Genomic DNA, 14,698 nt, shown 5'->3' on the forward strand with positions numbered 1-14,698 from the left:
CGACCAAAGGGCCGGCCGGCCGCCGACCGAAGGGCCGGCCGGCCGCCGCCGGAGGCTACCGCCGGGCCGTCGAGTCGGGAGCCGGGGCGTAGCCGGTGGGGCGGGTGCTGAACGTGCCCCGGCCCTGGGTGCGGCTGCGCAGCCGGGTCGCGTATCCGAACAGCTCGGCCAGCGGCACGGTTGCCGTGATGACGACCGCGCCGGCACGGGCGGTCGAGCCCGACACCCGACCACGGCGCGCGGCGAGGTCGCCGAGCACCGTGCCGACCGCGTCCTCGGGCACCGTCACGGTCACCTCGACCACCGGCTCCAGCAGGAGCATCTCGCTGGCGCGCAGCGCCTCCCGTAGGGCCAGCCGGCCGGCCGTGCGGAAGGCGAGCTCCGAGGAGTCCTTCGAGTGGGTGGCGCCGTCGGTCAGCGTGACGTGCACCCCGATCACCGGGTTGCCGCCGAGCGGGCCGTCGGACAGGGCGTCCCGGCAACCGGCCTCCACCGCGCGGAGGTACTCCCTCGGCACGCGCCCGCCGACGACCGTCGAGTCGAACGCGAACTCGGCCGGAAGGCTGAGCCCGGCGCCGGCGAACGCGGCCGGGTCGTCGGCCAGCGGTCGCACGTCGAGCACGACGTGGGCGAACTGGCCCGCGCCGCCGTCCTGCTTGACATGCCGGTACAGCAGCCCGGAGACCCCGCGCACCAGCGTCTCCCGGTACGACACCCGTGGCCGTCCGGCCCGCAGCTCCAGGCCGTGGCCACTGCGCAGCTTCTCCACCGCCACCTCCAGATGTAGCTCTCCCATGCCCGACAGCACCGTCTGACCGGTCTCGGGATTGGTCCGCACGGCCAGCGACGGGTCCTCCTCGACCAGCCGGGCCAGGGCCGTGGCCAGCCGCTCGGTGTCGGTGCACCGGGCGGCCTCGACCGCCACGGACACCACCGGTTCCGTCGCGTTCGGCGGCTCCAGCACCAGCGCGGCGTCCGGCGCGCACAGGGTGGCCCCGGTACGCGCGGCCTTCGGCCCGACCACCGCGACGATGTCGCCGGCGACGGCCCGCGCCACCTCGGTGTGCCGGTCCGCCTGTACCCGAAGGATCCGGGCGATCCGTTCGGTGCGCCCGGTGCCCGAGTCCAGCACGATGCCTGACTTCTCGATGGTCCCCGAGTACACCCGCAGGAAGGTCAGCCGTCCGGTCGCGGTGACGTTCACCTTGAACACCAACGCGGCCAGCGGTGCGGCCGGATCGGCCGGCCGGCTTTCCGGCTCGCCGTCCCGGATGCCCTCGACCGCCGGTACGTCCAGCGGTGAGGGCAGGTACGCGACGGCGGCGTCCAGCAGCGGTTCGATCCCTCGGTTGTGATACGCCGATCCGCATAGCACCACCAGCCCCGCCCCGGTACGGGTCAGGTCGCGTAGCGCGGCGGCGAGGGTGGCCTCGTCGACCGACGCCCGCAGGCAGAACTCGTCCAGCGCGCCCGGATGCAGCTCGGCCACCGCCTCGTCCAGCGCCCTTCGGCGCCGCTCGGCCTCCTCCCGCAGCTCGTCAGGGACCGGGCCATCGGTATAGCCGTCCCGCCCCTCGACCCAGGTCAGCGATCGCATCCGCAGCAGGTCCACCACGCCGGTGAAGCCGCTCTCGCGCCCGATGGGCAGCTGGACCACCAGCGGTGTGACGCCCAGCCGGTCGCGGATGGACGCGACCGCCGCGTCGAGGTCGGCGCCGGCACGGTCCAGCTTGTTGACGAACGCGATGCGAGGCACCCCGTACCGGTCGGCCTGCCGCCACACCGATTCGCTCTGCGGCTCCACCCCGGCGACCCCGTCGAAGACCGCTATCGCGCCGTCGAGTACCCGCAGCGAACGCTCCACCTCGTCGGAGAAGTCGACGTGGCCCGGGGTGTCGATCAGGTTGATGCGGTGGCCGTCCCAGGTGCAGCTGACGGCCGCGGAGAAGATGGTGATGCCGCGGTCGCGCTCCTGGGGATCGAAGTCAGTCACGGTGGTCCCGTCGTGCACCTCGCCGCGCTTGTAGGTGGCGCCGGTGGCGTACAGGATCCGTTCGGTGGTGGTGGTCTTGCCGGCGTCCACGTGCGCCAGGATGCCCAGGTTGCGGGTGAGGGCCAGCGTGTCGGTGAACTGGTGCCGGGTCTGAGCGTGCATGGTCTTTCGGCCTCTCGCGATGGTCTGGATTCGAAGGGACGTGCCCGGACGAGGACCCGTGGCGGCACGCGCGGAAGCCCGGCGCGGCAACCCACCGGCAAGACAACCCACCGGCGCGCGGCAACCCGCCTCCGCGGCGCAGTCGCATGCCCCGCGGCGCAGCCGCATGCCCGCGGCGCAGCCGCATGCCCGTGGCGCGGCGGCGTGTCCCGCGGCGCGGGTATGCCACCGCGACGAGGCGATGTGCGAGTGCGGCGCGGGGATGGACGCGGCGATGCGCGGCAGCGGCCGGTCTCACGGACGGGCGGGCTGCCCCACAGCCGAGCGGGCTGCGTTACAGCCGGGCGAGCTGCCTCACGGACAGACGGGCTGCCTCACGGACAGGCGGGCTGCCTCACGGATTCGTCACGGACGTCCGGCGACGGCCGCACGGCCGGTGCCGGACACCAACGAGGACACCAGAATCACCTCGTGCTGTGACTGGGGAATCACGACGGCGGTGCGGTAAAGCACGGCCACACCCCCCCTGTTTGTCACGGCATGCGCGTCGAGGCGCGATCGGTTCGCCACGACGGTACGGCCCGCGCGTGCGTGGGGCAAGGGATTTTCGGTTGGGGCCGGACGGGGGGCGACGCCACGGGGGAGGACCGCTCCGGTGTTTACCGGTGCGTTGGCGGGTAGTGGTGGGTGGTGCGCATCGGGAACGTCGAGATCCGGCCGCTCGGAGGTTTCCCCGGCTGCCTGCTGATGATTCTCGCCTCGCTCGTGCTCTCCGCCATCCTCACCATCGGGCTCAACCTCCTGGTGCGCTGAGCGTTCGCGCGGCGGTCGCCGCCGGAGCGGAACCCGGCGTGCGGTCAGGACCGGAACTGGCGCCGGTACTCGCGCGGGCTCATCCCCGTCGCGACCCGGAACCTCCGGTTGAAGTGGGACAGGTTGGCGTAGCCCGATTCGGCCGCGATCCGGCTGACCGCCGCGTCGTCGGAGATGAGCCGCCGGCACGCGTGCGCCAGCCTCACCGCGTTGACGTAGTCCGAGAAGGTGCGCCCGGTGCTGCGGCGGAAGAACCGGCTGAACGCGTTGGGGGTCATGGCGGCCAGCCGCGCGGCCTCCCGCACGCTCACCTGGCCGGGGTACCCGCGGCTCACGTACCCGATGACCCGCTCGACCCGCCGCCGGGCCGTGGTGTCCAGCGCGGTGACGAGGGTACGGGTGGCCAGCGGCTCCCGCGGCAGCTCGGACAGCGCGACCAGGATGTCCAGCAGGCGCACCGTGCGGCGGGCCGGGTCGAGGCCGGGCATGGCGGTCATCAGCTCGGCGACGCCGGTCGCGTCGCCGCCACTGAAGCGCAGACCGAGCGCGGAGCCGGCGAGCAGCCGGTCCACCCCGTGCAACTCCGGTAGCTCGAACAGGCCGGGGCCCAGACCCTCGCGCCGGAACTGGAGGATGACCGCCTCGTTGTCGAGGCCGCCGGACTCCCAGGTGTGTGGGGTGTCGGCCCCCACCAACACCAGATCGCCGGGCCCGTACGGGTGCACCGCGTCGCCGACATACCGGCGACCGCCACCTCTGACGATGAGCGTCAGCTCGTACTCGGGGTGGTAGTGCCAGTCGAAGCCGAAGCGTGGCTCCGCTCGCACCGACAGGCGCCAGGACGCGTGCGGCGAGGACGGCACCTGCTGGAGCGACGGTCGCACGCCGCCACGATACCCATCCGGCCACCGGCACCGCGAGATCCGTCGCGGACGGGTAGCACAGTACCGGTACCGGCCGGCGCGGGCGTGGTGGATCCGGTGCCGGCGGCCGGAGACTGGGCAGGTCCACCGGATCGAAGGAGGGTCGCGATGAGCGCGCACCGCGGGCGAGTCAGCGGGCACGGCGGGATCAGCGAGCGCGGCGAGCTGGATCGGCCCTACGCGATCGGGCCGGAGGAGGTCGCCCGGTACGAGCGCGACGGCTACGTCAAGCTACGCCAGGTGTGTGACCCGCCGACCGTGGCCCGCTACCAGCCGGAGATCACCGAGCGGGTGATAGCGCTGAACACCCAGCACCTTCCGCTGTCCGAACGGGACACCTACAACCGCGCGTTCCTTCAGGTGGAGAACCTGTGGCGGCACAGCGACACGGTCCGCGAGTTCGTGTTCTCCCGGCGGCTGGCCGGCATCGCCGCGCGCCTGCTCGGGGTGCGGGCCGTGCGGCTGTACCACGACCAGGCGCTGTACAAGGAGGCCGGCGGCGGGTTCACGCCGTGGCACGTCGACCAGTACTACTGGCCGTTGTCCACCGACCGCACGGTGACGGCGTGGGTACCGCTGCAGGACGTCGGTCCGCAGGCCGGACCGCTCACCTTCGCCGCCGGCAGCCACCGGTCCGGGTACGGGCACGCGCTGGGCATCGGCGATGAGTCCGAGGCGCGGCTCGAGGAGTTCGTCGCCCGGCGGGGGTACCCGGTCGACGCCACCCCGTACGCCCTCGGCGATGTCAGCTTCCACGCCGGCTGGACCATCCACCGCGCGCCCGCCAACACCGTGGACACTCCGCGCCGGGTGATGACCGTCATCTACATGGACGCGGACATCCGGGTGACCGAGCCGGGCAACGACTTCCAGGAGTCCGACCGGGTGACGTTCCTGGGCGGCCGGCCGGCCGGTGCGCCCGCCGACGGGCCGCTCAACCCGGTGCTGTGGGAGTCGGACTGACCCGCCGCGCTACGTCAGTGGCGGCAGGTGCTGGTCGCCGCGTAGCACCTCGCCGAACAGGTCGCCCCTCTCGGCCAGCCTCGGCAACACGGTACGGATGGTGAACCCGTCCGGGGACAGCGCGGGATCGTCCAGCTCCTCCCAGGAGATCGGCGCCGACACCGGTGCGCCCGGAGCCGGGCGCGGGCTGTACGGCGCGACGAGGGCCCGGTTGGCCGCGTTCTGGGCGTAGCCCAGCCGAGCCCGTGACGCCGCGGGTGCTCGCCTCCGCGACAACCCGGCCCCGGCCTCGTCCCCCCGGGGGTCACCGGGCTCGCCCTCCTGCCACTCCCAGCTGACCAGCTCGGGCGCTATCGCGCCGACCGTCTCGGACAGCCGCCGCACCCACTCCCGGGTGCTGTCGAAGTCGGGGCCGCGGGCGATCGGTACCCAGATCTGGATGCCGCGCCGACCGGTGACCTTCGGCCGGGCCATGAGCCCGAGATGCTCGAAGGCGGTCCGGTGCAGCCGGGCCAGGGTGAGCAGGTCCGCCCAGCTGGTCGCGCCGCCCGGATCGAGGTCGATCAGCGCGTACGTCGGCCGGTCCGGCCGGTCGACCCGCGAGGTCCAGGCATGCCACTCCAGCGCGCCGAAGTTGGCCGCCCAGACCAGGGCGGCGGGCTCATCGACGACCAGGTAGCCGCGGGCCGGCCCGGGGTCGGGGTTGTCCCAGCGCGGCAGCCAGTCCGGGGCGTGCGCCGGCAGCTCCTTCTGCCAGAAACCCTTGGCGTGCGCACCGTTCGGAAACCGGCGCAGGTTCAGCGCGCGCCGGGTGAGGTACGGCAGCAGGACCGGCGCTATCCGCGCCGCGTAGCGCAGCAGGTCCCGCTTGGTGACCGGCGCTTCGCCCGGGCGCGGGGCGAACAGCACCCTGTCCAGGTTGGTCAGCCGTAGCTCGCGGCCGAAGATGTGCCACGATCCGGTCGCGCCGAAGGCGTCGAGTTGGCTCAGCGCCTCCGGATCCGGGGCGGGCGTCGCGGTGGGTTTGAGGGCCAGGGCGGCCCGGGCGGCGGGCAGCTCCGAACGCCACAACCGATCCGGGTCGGCCCGTACCTGTTCGTTGGTGCGGCCGGAGCGCACCGAGCGCGGATGGTCCTCGGGATTCCAGCCCTCGACCGCGAACTCGTCGTGCTTGTGCAGCAGCAGCCATTCGTCCCTGCCGGACGTGCCGGTGCGGGTACGCACCAGGACGAAGCGGCCGCGCAGCTTCTCGCCGTACAGGTCGACGTGCAGTTCGCCGTGCGCCACTGCCCCACCGGGATCGGGTGGGTCTCCGGCGTCGTGTGGCTGCCACGTCCCGGCGTCCCAGACGATGACGTCACCGCCGCCGTACTCGCCGGACGGAATCACCCCCTCGAAGTCGAAGTACTCCAGCGGATGATCCTCGACGTGGAACGCGGCCCGGCGCACACCCGCGTCCAGGGTCGGCCCCTTGGGCACGGCCCAACTGACGAGCACGCCGTCGATCTCCAACCGCAGGTCGTAGTGGAGCCTGCGGGCGCGGTGCCGCTGCACGACGAACCGGCGGGAGCCCGGGCCGGTCCCGGAACCCGCAGCCGTCCGGCCCGCGGGCTCCGGGGTCCGGGAGAAGTCCCGCTTGTGGCGGTAGGGTGCGAGCTGGTCCCCTGACGAGGACCGGGCACGCGACGAGGGCACGGCTCCAGTCAAACCCCGGCCGCCGGCACCGGCAACCGCTGCGGGCGGGGACGACTCGAAAGGAGCGCCGCAGTGGGCGACCCGCGTCGGGTCAGCCCACGCCGCGCAGCACGCACCGGGTGTCCGGTGCGGGGTGGAAGGCGCCCGTGACGGTCCACTGCTGGTCGGCGTCCGGCTCCACCGCCACCTGGGTCTGGCCCGTGCCGATGACGGTGCCCCGCGAGGTGGTGAAGAAGACGGTGATGGTGTAGTTCCTGCTGTCCTTGGCGCCGGGGTTGCTCGCGCTGCCCGCCGCCCGCCAGCCGCCGTGGGTGGATCCGCACGACGAGAGCCTCACGTTCTCGCGGAGCGTGGCGGCGTTCGGCACGAAGGTCGGCACCGCGGTGGCGTTGACGACGCCCGGCGGCAGCGCCGCGGACGGGGAGATCCCGGGCGTGGGTGACGCGCCGGCCCGGTGGTCCGGGTGGCCGCAGCCGGCCAGGCCCCCGGCCACGGCGAGCACGGCCACGGCCAGCACGGCGAGCGGTACCGCCCGGCTCCTCGATCGTATGCGCACGGCTCCTCCTCGCCCCGTCATCACTCGGACCGGGTCACCACTCGGACCGGGTCACCACTCGGACCGGGTCGTCACTCGGACCGGGTCGTCACTCGGACCCGGTCGTCACTCGGAGCGGCGGCGAGCGACGGCGATCGCGGCGAGCAGCAGCACCCCGCCGGCGGCCACCAGCAGCCCGGCGACGGTCAGCTGCGCCGTCAGATCGATCCCGGTCATCGGGAGGACGCCCGAGCCGATCGTGACGGCGGCCCGCGCCGGTTCGGACACGCCCGCCGCCAGCAGGCCGGCGGCCGCCACCATCGCGGTCACCACGGCGGCGACTGCCGCGCCGCGGCGCGCCGCGCGCAGGCGCCTACCGGGGCGGCGGCCCGACCCATGGGCGGCGGCCTCTCCGGCTCCGATCACGACAGTTCACCCCCGTTGAGTCATCGATTCGTGAGAGCAAGGCGGGGTCGATATTACGGCGGTAAAGGAGGCTATTTTCGATAATTCAGATTTGGAGTCTTACGGCGGCTTTGTGGCCGCGGCCGAATCGGGCGCGCGACGACCGGTAGTACGCCGGCACCTATCGATGAATCGGACTGGTACGCGGGCCTCGCCCGTGATCCCGATGACCACATTTTGGGAATCAATTCCTGATATCCGGGATGCGACGTACGGTCGTGATGATCGGAAACCTCAACGAGGGGAACCCCCATGACCGAAAGAGACGCCGTCTACACCCACGGCCATCACGAGTCGGTCCTGCGCTCGCACCGGTGGCGCACCGCCCAGAACTCCGCGGCCTACCTGCTGCCGCACCTGCGACCCGGCCTCACCGTGCTGGACGTCGGCTGCGGACCCGGCACCATCACCGCCGACCTGGCCGTCCTCGTCGCACCGGCCACCGTGACCGCGATCGAGATCAGCGCCGACGCGCTGACCGCCGCCCGCGCCGAGGCTTCCTCGCGGGGACAGGCGAACATCGACTTCCGGGTCGGCGACGTGTTCGCGCTCGACTTCCCGGACGACACGTTCGATGTGGTGCACGCCCACCAGGTCCTGCAGCACGTCGGCGACCCGGTCGCGGCACTGCGCGAGATGCGCCGGGTGTGCCGGCCGGGTGGCCTCGTCGCCGCGCGCGACGGCGACTACGCGGGCTTCGTGTGGTTCCCGCTGATCCCCGAGCTCGACGAATGGCTGGCGCTGTACCGGCGGCTGGCGCGGGACAACGGCGGCGAGCCGGACGCCGGGCGCCGGCTGCTGTCCTGGGCCCGCGCGGCCGGATTCACCGACCTCACCGCCACGTCCTCGACGTGGTGCATGTCGACGGCGGAGGACCGAGAGCTGTGGGGGCAGACCTGGGCGGAGCGGACGGTGCGGTCCGACACCGCCCGGCAGGCCCTCGCGTCCGGCGTGGCCACGGCGGAGGACCTGGAGCGGCTGGCCGGCGGCTGGCGCGCGTGGGCCGCCAGCGACGAGGGCTGGTTCTCGGTGCTGCACAGCGAGATCCTCTGCCGGGCCTGATCCGGCACCGCCCCGCGTCGGGTCCATGGGACGGGCCGGCGGCCGGACCGACCGGTCCGGCCGCCACGGCCTATCCCGAGGCGACGAGCGGCCGCGCTGGCGTGAGCCCTCCGGCCGTGCCGGCGTGAGCCCTCCGGCCGTGCCGGCGTGAGCCCTTGCGGCCGTGCCGGCGTGAGCCCTTGCGGGTCGCGCTGGCGGCCGCGCCCGTGGCGATCCGGCCGCGGCTCAGTGGCCGGCCCCGGGATGCTGCTGCCGTTGCGTGGCGAAGTCCTTGCTGCGGATGGTGAAGAACGCGATGACCGCCGCGCCGAGCGCGATGATCGCGGCGATGAGCAGTATCCGGTCCAGGCCGGCGGTGAAGGAGCCGCGGATGATGTGCTCGACGGTGCCCCGGTCGGCGGGCGGAACCTGCGCGACGGCCCGCTGGCTGTTGCCGGCCTGCACCGAGGCGGCGATTTGCGGGCCCCGGCCGGCGAGCGACGGGACGCCGCGCACCTGCGCGGTCACGTCGGACGTCACCTTGCCGGTGAACAGCGTGCCGAGCAGCGCGATGCCGGTCGCGATGCCGACCTGGCGGAAGGTCGAGTTGATGCCCGAGGCCATGCCGGCGCGCTCGGGGGTGACGACCCCGACCGCGGTCGAGGCCAGCGGTGGGTTGACCAGTCCGGTACCGCACCCGGTCAGGATCATCCCGGGGATCAGGTGGGTCCAGGACGAGCCCGCGTTGAGCCCGCGCATCAGCAGCAGGCCGATCCCGATGATCAGCAGTCCCGGCCCGATGAGTAACCGCACCGGTATGTGGGCGCTCAGCCGCCCGGAGATTGGCGTGGTGGCCATGATTCCGGCCGAGATGATGAGCAGCCGCAGGCCGGTGCCGAAGGCGTTGTAGCCGAGCACGTCCTGCAGGTACAGCACAAGGTACAGCAGGATGGAGAAGATGGACGCGCTGATGCCCAGCGCGGCGACCGCCCCACCGCTGAACGTGGGCAGCCGGAACAGTTTCAGGTCGAACATCGGGTGCCGCACCCGGGATTCGAGCGCGATGAAGACGACCAGCAGCACCGCGGTGCCGGCCAGGCAGCCGAGGACCCGGGCGTCGGTGAAGGAGCTTTCGTTCGACTGGATCAGCGCGTACACGAGGCTGCTCAGCGCGAGGGTGAACACGATGAAGCCGGGTAGGTCCGGCCGCCGGGCGTGGGCGACGCGGGACTCGGACACGCGCAGGAACGTGAGAGCGACCGCCACGATGCCGATCGGCAGGTTGATGAAGAAGATCCAGCGCCACGACAGCCCGGAGGTGAGCGCGCCGCCGAGCAGCGGGCCGATCGCCACCGCCAGACCGGTGATCGCGCCCCAGATGCTGAACGCGATGCCGCGGTCCTTCCCGCGAAAGGCGTCCGCCAGCAGCGCCAGCGAGACCGAGAACATGACCGCGCCGCCGATGCCCTGGAAGCCTCGGGACAGTTGCAGCATGAGCGTCGAGACGGCCACGCCGCACAGCAGCGACGCGATGGTGAACACCGACAGCCCGACGACGTAGAGCAGCCGCCGGCCGTACAGGTCGGCGAGGCTGCCGGCGGGCAGCAGCAGGGCCGCGAGGGTCAGCGCGTACGCGTCCACCACCCATTGCAGGCCGGAGAAGCTGGATCCGAGCGCCGTCTGGATGTCGGGCAGCGCCACATTGATGACGGTAATGTCGAGCAGCAGCATGAAGGTGCCCAGGCACACGGCGACGAGCGTCCACCACCTGTTGCCGGGGTAGGCCGCCGGTCCGTTCGCGGGGGCCGGTGCCGCGAGCGGCGCCTCACCGTCCGCCCCGCCGCCGGCACTGCCGCCAGCCCCGCCCGCCGGGCTGGGATCCGTCGCCATGGTCACTCCTGCCTGTCGCCGGCCGAACACCCTGTCCAGGGCCACCCGCCCGTCGGGATACGCGGCGGTGACGCGCCGGAGAGGCGGAGGGTGGCGGGGTCTCCACGGCCGTGCCGTCGCAGGCGGGATGCGGCCGGCTGGCGGTCGGCGGGGCGACCACCCCGGGACGCGGGCGCACCTCGTACGGGAACGGGCGGACCGCGCATCGCCGATTTCATCGTCGCACGCGACACGGCAGCCGCGGGCGGAGATCCAGCCGCGACGATGTGGTTACCGCAGGGGGCGACGGTCTCCGCATCGCAGCCCTCCGCGCGCGGGCCGCGAGGCCGTGCGGGCACCGCCGCGCCGGCACCGCCGCGCCGGCACCGCCGTGCGGGCACCGCCGCGCTGGCACCGGCGCGGCGGCTGTGACCCACCCCTCATGCCCCACGGGGCACCCACTCGGCCGCGTCCGTTAAGATCGCTGACGAAGGGGAGTAGTCCTTCGTCGGTCCGTCGACATACTGGCGTGCATGCGCCCGGCGGCCGGGGTCCGAGTCCGCTCGGGCCGGACGAGACCTTCGGTATCCGCTGACCGCACCCGAGTCGCGGACCGAAGGGGCCCCTGTGATCGGGAAGCCGGTTCGGTCGCCGCGGCCGCCCGCCCCGAAGGACCGGACGTGAACCTGGCCGTCATCGCCACCGTCGCACCACTTATCTTCCTCGCCGAACTGCCCGACAAGACCGCCCTGGCCAGTCTCGTACTGGGCACGCGATACCGGGCGTCCTATGTGTTCAGTGGAGCGGCGGCGGCCTTCACGCTGCACGTCGTGCTGGCCGTGGCGGTCGGCGCCCTGCTGGGCCTGCTGCCACACCGGGCCCTGGAGGCCGTCGTCGGCGCGCTGTTCCTGTTTGGCGCGGTGCTGCTGCTGCGCGGCCGCGACGACGACGAGTCGCACGGCAAGCAGCGCGACGCGGCGGGATTCTGGCGGGTCTCCGCGATGTCCTTCGTGATCATCCTGGTGGCCGAGTTCGGCGACCTGACCCAGATCCTCACCGCCAACCTCGCGGCGAAGTACCGTGACCCGTTTTCCGTCGGACTCGGCTCGGTCATCGGCCTGTGGGCGGTGGCCGGCCTGGCGATTCTCGGCGGCCAGGGGCTGCTGCGAGTGGTGCCGATGAAGTGGGTCATCCGGGCCGCGGCCACGGTCATGCTGGTGCTGTCCGTGGTGAGCCTGGTCGGTGCGATCCGCGGCTGACCGCGCCCCGATCCGCGCGATCCACACCCCGGCGTCCCCAGCGCCCGAATCGTTGGCGGGGGGCGCCGGGGCGCGCGGAGCTGATCCGCCTGGACTCCGGGCACTTCGTCGCCGAGGACAGCCTCGACGATGTCGTGGCCGGGACCAACCGGTTCTACGTCCAGCGGGTGGCCCGGTAATCCGCTGGCTCGGCCGGGTCGACGCGCGCGCCGAGGGCCGTGGCTATCGCGTCGCGAACCTGCCCGTCGGTGGGTGGTTGCCCGTGCCGCTTTCGCGCCAGCTCGCCGAGCGAGGTCATCGTGACGTCGTGCAGGCCGCACACGGTGAAGTCATGGAACGGGCTCAGGTCCGGGTCGACGTTGACGGCGAAGCCGTGGCTGGTGATGCCGTGCGCGATGCGCATGCCGATCGAAGCCAGCTTACGGTGGTCCGGGGTCCACACCCCGACCAGGCTTGAGGCCCCCGCCGGAGTGTCGCGGCGCACGGTGTCGTAGCCGAGCGCCGCGAACGCCTCGATCAGCCCGTGCTCCAGCCAGCGCACGATGTCCACCGGACCCCGCTCGCGGACGTTGACCACCAGGTACCCGACGAGTTGGCCCGGGCCGTGGTAGGTGGCGAACCCGCCGCGGTCCACCTCGACGGTGGGCAGCGCGGCCGTGGCCGCCGGCAGGTCATCGAGCGACGTCCGCGGACCGTAGGTGACCACCGGCGGATGGCTCAGCAGGAACAGCCGGTCACCGGCGCGCCCCTCGCGGCGCTGCGCCACCCAGCCGCGCATGTCCTCCAGCGCCTGCTGGTAGTCGACCTCGCCCAGGTCGACCCGCTCCAGCGGCGCGTTCACCGAGCACGCACCCGGTCTCGGTCCGACCCGGACACCTTCGGTGGCGCGGTCTTCGCGTCCGTCCTGGGGGATCCGCGACCCGCCGAGGGTCTGGCCGTGCCCGGCCGGCGGCCGGTGACCTCACCCAGCCATCGGGCCGCGCGGGCGTGCGAGCCGGTGCCGGCCTCGGTGACCAGTTCGGCGACGGTGCGCGCGGCGAGCGCGTCGCGCCACGCCCGTTCGGCCTGGTGCATCACCGACGCGATGCCGCACGGGCGGCGGCACTGCGCGCTCGGCAGCGGCACCGGGCCGCGCTGGCGGATCTCCGCACAGCGGAACATCTGGTGCTGGCCCTCGACCGCTCGGACGACGTCGAGCACCGTGATCTGCTCCGCCGGGCGGGCCAGCCGGTAGCCGCCGCGCGGGCCGGGGCTCGCCGCCAGCAGGCCGTCGCGGGTCAGCGTCTTGAGCAACTTCGCCAGGTACGCCTCGGGAATGCCGTGGTACTCCGCCAGCCGGCGGGTGGGCAGCGCCGCGTCCTCGGGCAGCAGGGCGAGCAGCCAGCAGCAGTGCAGCGCCCACTCGACGGTCTGCGGTAGCTCCATGTGGCCCATGCTAGCTCGGTGGCCGGAATCACGGATATCGTGGGTCCGTGATTACCAGAGCGCTGGGCGGCCCGAGCCTCGGCGCGCTGGCCGACCGGATCGGTCACCGGCGGGTGCTGACCTGTGCGCTGGTCGCCTTCGCCGCGGCCAATCTGCTCACCTACCGAGTCTGGCGTTCGCCACTATCGTGGGCGCGGCGCAGCTGGCCTGCGCGGCCGAGGGGTACGACGCCACGCTGGAGCCCGGCCACGCGGGCGTGCGCTTCACCAATCCGCTGACCGGCGCCGACGCGCTGAGCACCATCCGTACCGAGATGCACCGCTGCGCCGCGGGCACGCGTACCGCCGGGGTGCGGCACGTCGGCTCCTCGGTGTGGCAGGTGTTCTCCGGCAGCGGCACGGTCGGCGTCGGCGACCAGCGGTACGAGGTCGGCATCGGCGACCTGTTCGCGGTGGAGTCCTGGGCCCGGGTGAGCATCCACGCCGGAACCGACCTCGACGCCTTCGGGTTCAGCGACGAGCCGGTCTACGAAGCCCTGGGCCTGGCCGCACCGAAACGGCGGCGCGGTAACCGTTGCGCGGCATCCCGGTAGCCGACGTGCGGCGGGCCGGTGACCGGTGCGACGCGCGCCGGTAACCGTTGTGCGGCTGCCCGATGACCGGGCGGTGGCGCCGGCAACCGATCTTCGGCAAGCGGTACCCGATGCCCCCGACGGCCGGTGTGCGGGGCGCCGGAGATTGGTGTGCGAGGCCGCGGCCAGCGGCGATGGGAGTGGCGGGCGACGGCGCCGAGATCGCGGCGGATCGCGTTGCTGTGACGAAGCTCCCGCTCGCGCCCCTATCTATCGGGCGACCCGTTGACCAGGTACGATACCGCCATTCGCAGGTAACATACCGACGTCGTTGGGGGGTAGATGCTGTCTACTGATTCTGCGTCGCCTCCGGTCGAAGGCCAAGAGCGGCCGTCATCCGGGGGTCCGGTCGACGTTATCGAGGTCGCCTCCGCAGTGCTGATGCGTAACCTTGAGTTACTCCGTCGTCGCAGTGGCGACGCGGACAATCTCGACCGGGCGGAGTACCTGCTGCTGCGTACGCTGGCCGCGATCGGCCCGTCCGACATCTGCACCCTCGCGGCCGGCCTCGGCCTCGACCCGTCGACGGCGGGGCGCCAGGTGGCGGTGATGGCCGGCAAGGGGCTGGTGGAGCGGTGCTCATCGGCCACCGATCGGCGCCGCAGCATCATCTCGCCGACGCGACAGGGTCTCGACCGCATGAACGGCGAACGAGAGCGCCGGCGGGTCGCCACCGCCGAGCTGCTCGACGGCTGGAGCGAGGCGGACCTGCGCACGCTGGGGGAGATGTTCACCCGGTACAACCGGGCCGTCGCCGAGCGCTGCCTCGTCCCCGCCCGCAGCGACCCGCCGGATCCGCTGGCCGCCACCGAGGCCCTCCTGCCCCACCCGGCCGGACAGGGCTGAGCGGCTCGCCAATGCGCGTCTGTAAGGCGAGACGCCGTTGCGGGGTCTACGATGCTGCCAACCGGCATCATCGATGGC

Annotated in this window: 14 protein-coding genes; 6 read left to right on the plus strand and 8 right to left on the minus strand. The window is 72.9% G+C overall.

Annotated features, from left to right (window positions below; genetic code table 11):
• Positions 1 to 55: 55 nt before the first annotated feature.
• Positions 56 to 2,155, minus strand: coding sequence for an elongation factor G (gene fusA / locus ABEA87_RS37350; protein WP_345637958.1), 2,100 nt, complete (start codon positions 2,153 to 2,155; stop codon positions 56 to 58).
• 690 nt (positions 2,156 to 2,845) lie between these two features.
• Here fusA and ABEA87_RS37355 point away from each other — a divergent pair.
• The gene (locus ABEA87_RS37355; RefSeq protein WP_345637960.1) at positions 2,846 to 2,968 is read left to right on the plus strand and encodes a hypothetical protein; all 123 of its coding nucleotides are present in this window, start codon (positions 2,846 to 2,848) and stop codon (positions 2,966 to 2,968) included.
• Positions 2,969 to 3,012: 44 nt separating this feature from the next.
• Here the strand turns inward: ABEA87_RS37355 and ABEA87_RS37360 are convergent, their stop codons facing one another.
• Positions 3,013 to 3,852 (minus strand): AraC family transcriptional regulator, encoded by an 840-nt coding sequence (locus tag ABEA87_RS37360; protein WP_345637961.1) that lies wholly within the window; start codon positions 3,850 to 3,852, stop codon positions 3,013 to 3,015.
• Positions 3,853 to 3,999: 147 nt separating this feature from the next.
• Between ABEA87_RS37360 and ABEA87_RS37365 the strand changes: the two genes are divergently transcribed.
• Positions 4,000 to 4,854, plus strand: a complete 855-nt coding sequence (locus ABEA87_RS37365) for a phytanoyl-CoA dioxygenase family protein (protein WP_345637962.1) — start codon at positions 4,000 to 4,002, stop codon at positions 4,852 to 4,854.
• A gap of 9 nt (positions 4,855 to 4,863) precedes the next feature.
• Here ABEA87_RS37365 and ABEA87_RS37370 read toward each other — a convergent pair whose 3' ends face one another.
• From ABEA87_RS37370 to ABEA87_RS37380, 3 genes are all read right to left on the minus strand, one after another.
• Positions 4,864 to 6,549: a non-homologous end-joining DNA ligase LigD gene (locus ABEA87_RS37370; protein ID WP_345637963.1), complete on the minus strand. Its 1,686-nt coding sequence runs from the start codon at positions 6,547 to 6,549 to the stop codon at positions 4,864 to 4,866.
• Positions 6,550 to 6,640: 91 nt separating this feature from the next.
• Complete coding sequence (locus ABEA87_RS37375; protein ID WP_345637964.1) at positions 6,641 to 7,105, minus strand: hypothetical protein; 465 nt, start codon at positions 7,103 to 7,105, stop codon at positions 6,641 to 6,643.
• 105 nt (positions 7,106 to 7,210) lie between these two features.
• Positions 7,211 to 7,510, minus strand: a complete 300-nt coding sequence (locus ABEA87_RS37380; protein WP_345637966.1) for a hypothetical protein — start codon at positions 7,508 to 7,510, stop codon at positions 7,211 to 7,213.
• A gap of 291 nt (positions 7,511 to 7,801) precedes the next feature.
• Between ABEA87_RS37380 and ABEA87_RS37385 the strand changes: the two genes are divergently transcribed.
• Positions 7,802 to 8,611, plus strand: a complete 810-nt coding sequence (locus ABEA87_RS37385) for a methyltransferase domain-containing protein (protein ID WP_345637967.1) — start codon at positions 7,802 to 7,804, stop codon at positions 8,609 to 8,611.
• Positions 8,612 to 8,836: 225 nt separating this feature from the next.
• Here the strand turns inward: ABEA87_RS37385 and ABEA87_RS37390 are convergent, their stop codons facing one another.
• A complete protein-coding gene (locus ABEA87_RS37390; protein WP_345637968.1) occupies positions 8,837 to 10,480 on the minus strand; it encodes an MFS transporter in 1,644 nt (547 codons plus the stop codon).
• A gap of 659 nt (positions 10,481 to 11,139) precedes the next feature.
• Between ABEA87_RS37390 and ABEA87_RS37395 the strand changes: the two genes are divergently transcribed.
• A complete protein-coding gene (locus ABEA87_RS37395; RefSeq protein WP_345637970.1) occupies positions 11,140 to 11,718 on the plus strand; it encodes a TMEM165/GDT1 family protein in 579 nt (192 codons plus the stop codon).
• Positions 11,719 to 11,872: 154 nt separating this feature from the next.
• Here ABEA87_RS37395 and lipB read toward each other — a convergent pair whose 3' ends face one another.
• Positions 11,873 to 12,559 (minus strand): lipoyl(octanoyl) transferase LipB, encoded by a 687-nt coding sequence (gene lipB, locus ABEA87_RS37400; RefSeq protein WP_345637972.1) that lies wholly within the window; start codon positions 12,557 to 12,559, stop codon positions 11,873 to 11,875.
• Positions 12,556 to 13,143, minus strand: a complete 588-nt coding sequence (locus ABEA87_RS37405; RefSeq protein ID WP_345637973.1) for an RrF2 family transcriptional regulator — start codon at positions 13,141 to 13,143, stop codon at positions 12,556 to 12,558. The genes lipB and ABEA87_RS37405 overlap by 4 nt, the downstream gene beginning before the upstream one ends.
• Before the next feature lie 187 nt (positions 13,144 to 13,330).
• Between ABEA87_RS37405 and ABEA87_RS37410 the strand changes: the two genes are divergently transcribed.
• Together ABEA87_RS37410 and ABEA87_RS37415 are read left to right on the plus strand one after the other, a co-directional pair.
• Positions 13,331 to 13,735 (plus strand): cupin domain-containing protein, encoded by a 405-nt coding sequence (locus ABEA87_RS37410; protein WP_345637974.1) that lies wholly within the window; start codon positions 13,331 to 13,333, stop codon positions 13,733 to 13,735.
• Between the two features lie 420 nt (positions 13,736 to 14,155).
• Positions 14,156 to 14,620 (plus strand): MarR family winged helix-turn-helix transcriptional regulator, encoded by a 465-nt coding sequence (locus tag ABEA87_RS37415; protein ID WP_345637976.1) that lies wholly within the window; start codon positions 14,156 to 14,158, stop codon positions 14,618 to 14,620.
• Positions 14,621 to 14,698 lie beyond the last annotated feature (78 nt).

This window comes from Rugosimonospora acidiphila (genome assembly GCF_039543385.1).
Lineage (GTDB): Bacteria > Actinomycetota > Actinomycetes > Mycobacteriales > Micromonosporaceae > Rugosimonospora > Rugosimonospora acidiphila.

Excerpts from the sequence above, each read along its gene's own strand:
- ABEA87_RS37415 (WP_345637976.1), top strand. The coding sequence starts at position 14,156 with ATGCGTAACCTTGAGTTACTCCGTCGTCGCAGTGGCGACGCGGACAAT.
- ABEA87_RS37390 (WP_345637968.1), bottom strand. The coding sequence starts at position 10,480 with ATGGCGACGGATCCCAGCCCGGCGGGCGGGGCTGGCGGCAGTGCCGGC.
- ABEA87_RS37365 (WP_345637962.1), top strand. The coding sequence starts at position 4,000 with ATGAGCGCGCACCGCGGGCGAGTCAGCGGGCACGGCGGGATCAGCGAG.
- ABEA87_RS37405 (WP_345637973.1), bottom strand. The coding sequence starts at position 13,143 with ATGGAGCTACCGCAGACCGTCGAGTGGGCGCTGCACTGCTGCTGGCTG.
- fusA (WP_345637958.1), bottom strand. The coding sequence starts at position 2,155 with ATGCACGCTCAGACCCGGCACCAGTTCACCGACACGCTGGCCCTCACC.
- ABEA87_RS37385 (WP_345637967.1), top strand. The coding sequence starts at position 7,802 with ATGACCGAAAGAGACGCCGTCTACACCCACGGCCATCACGAGTCGGTC.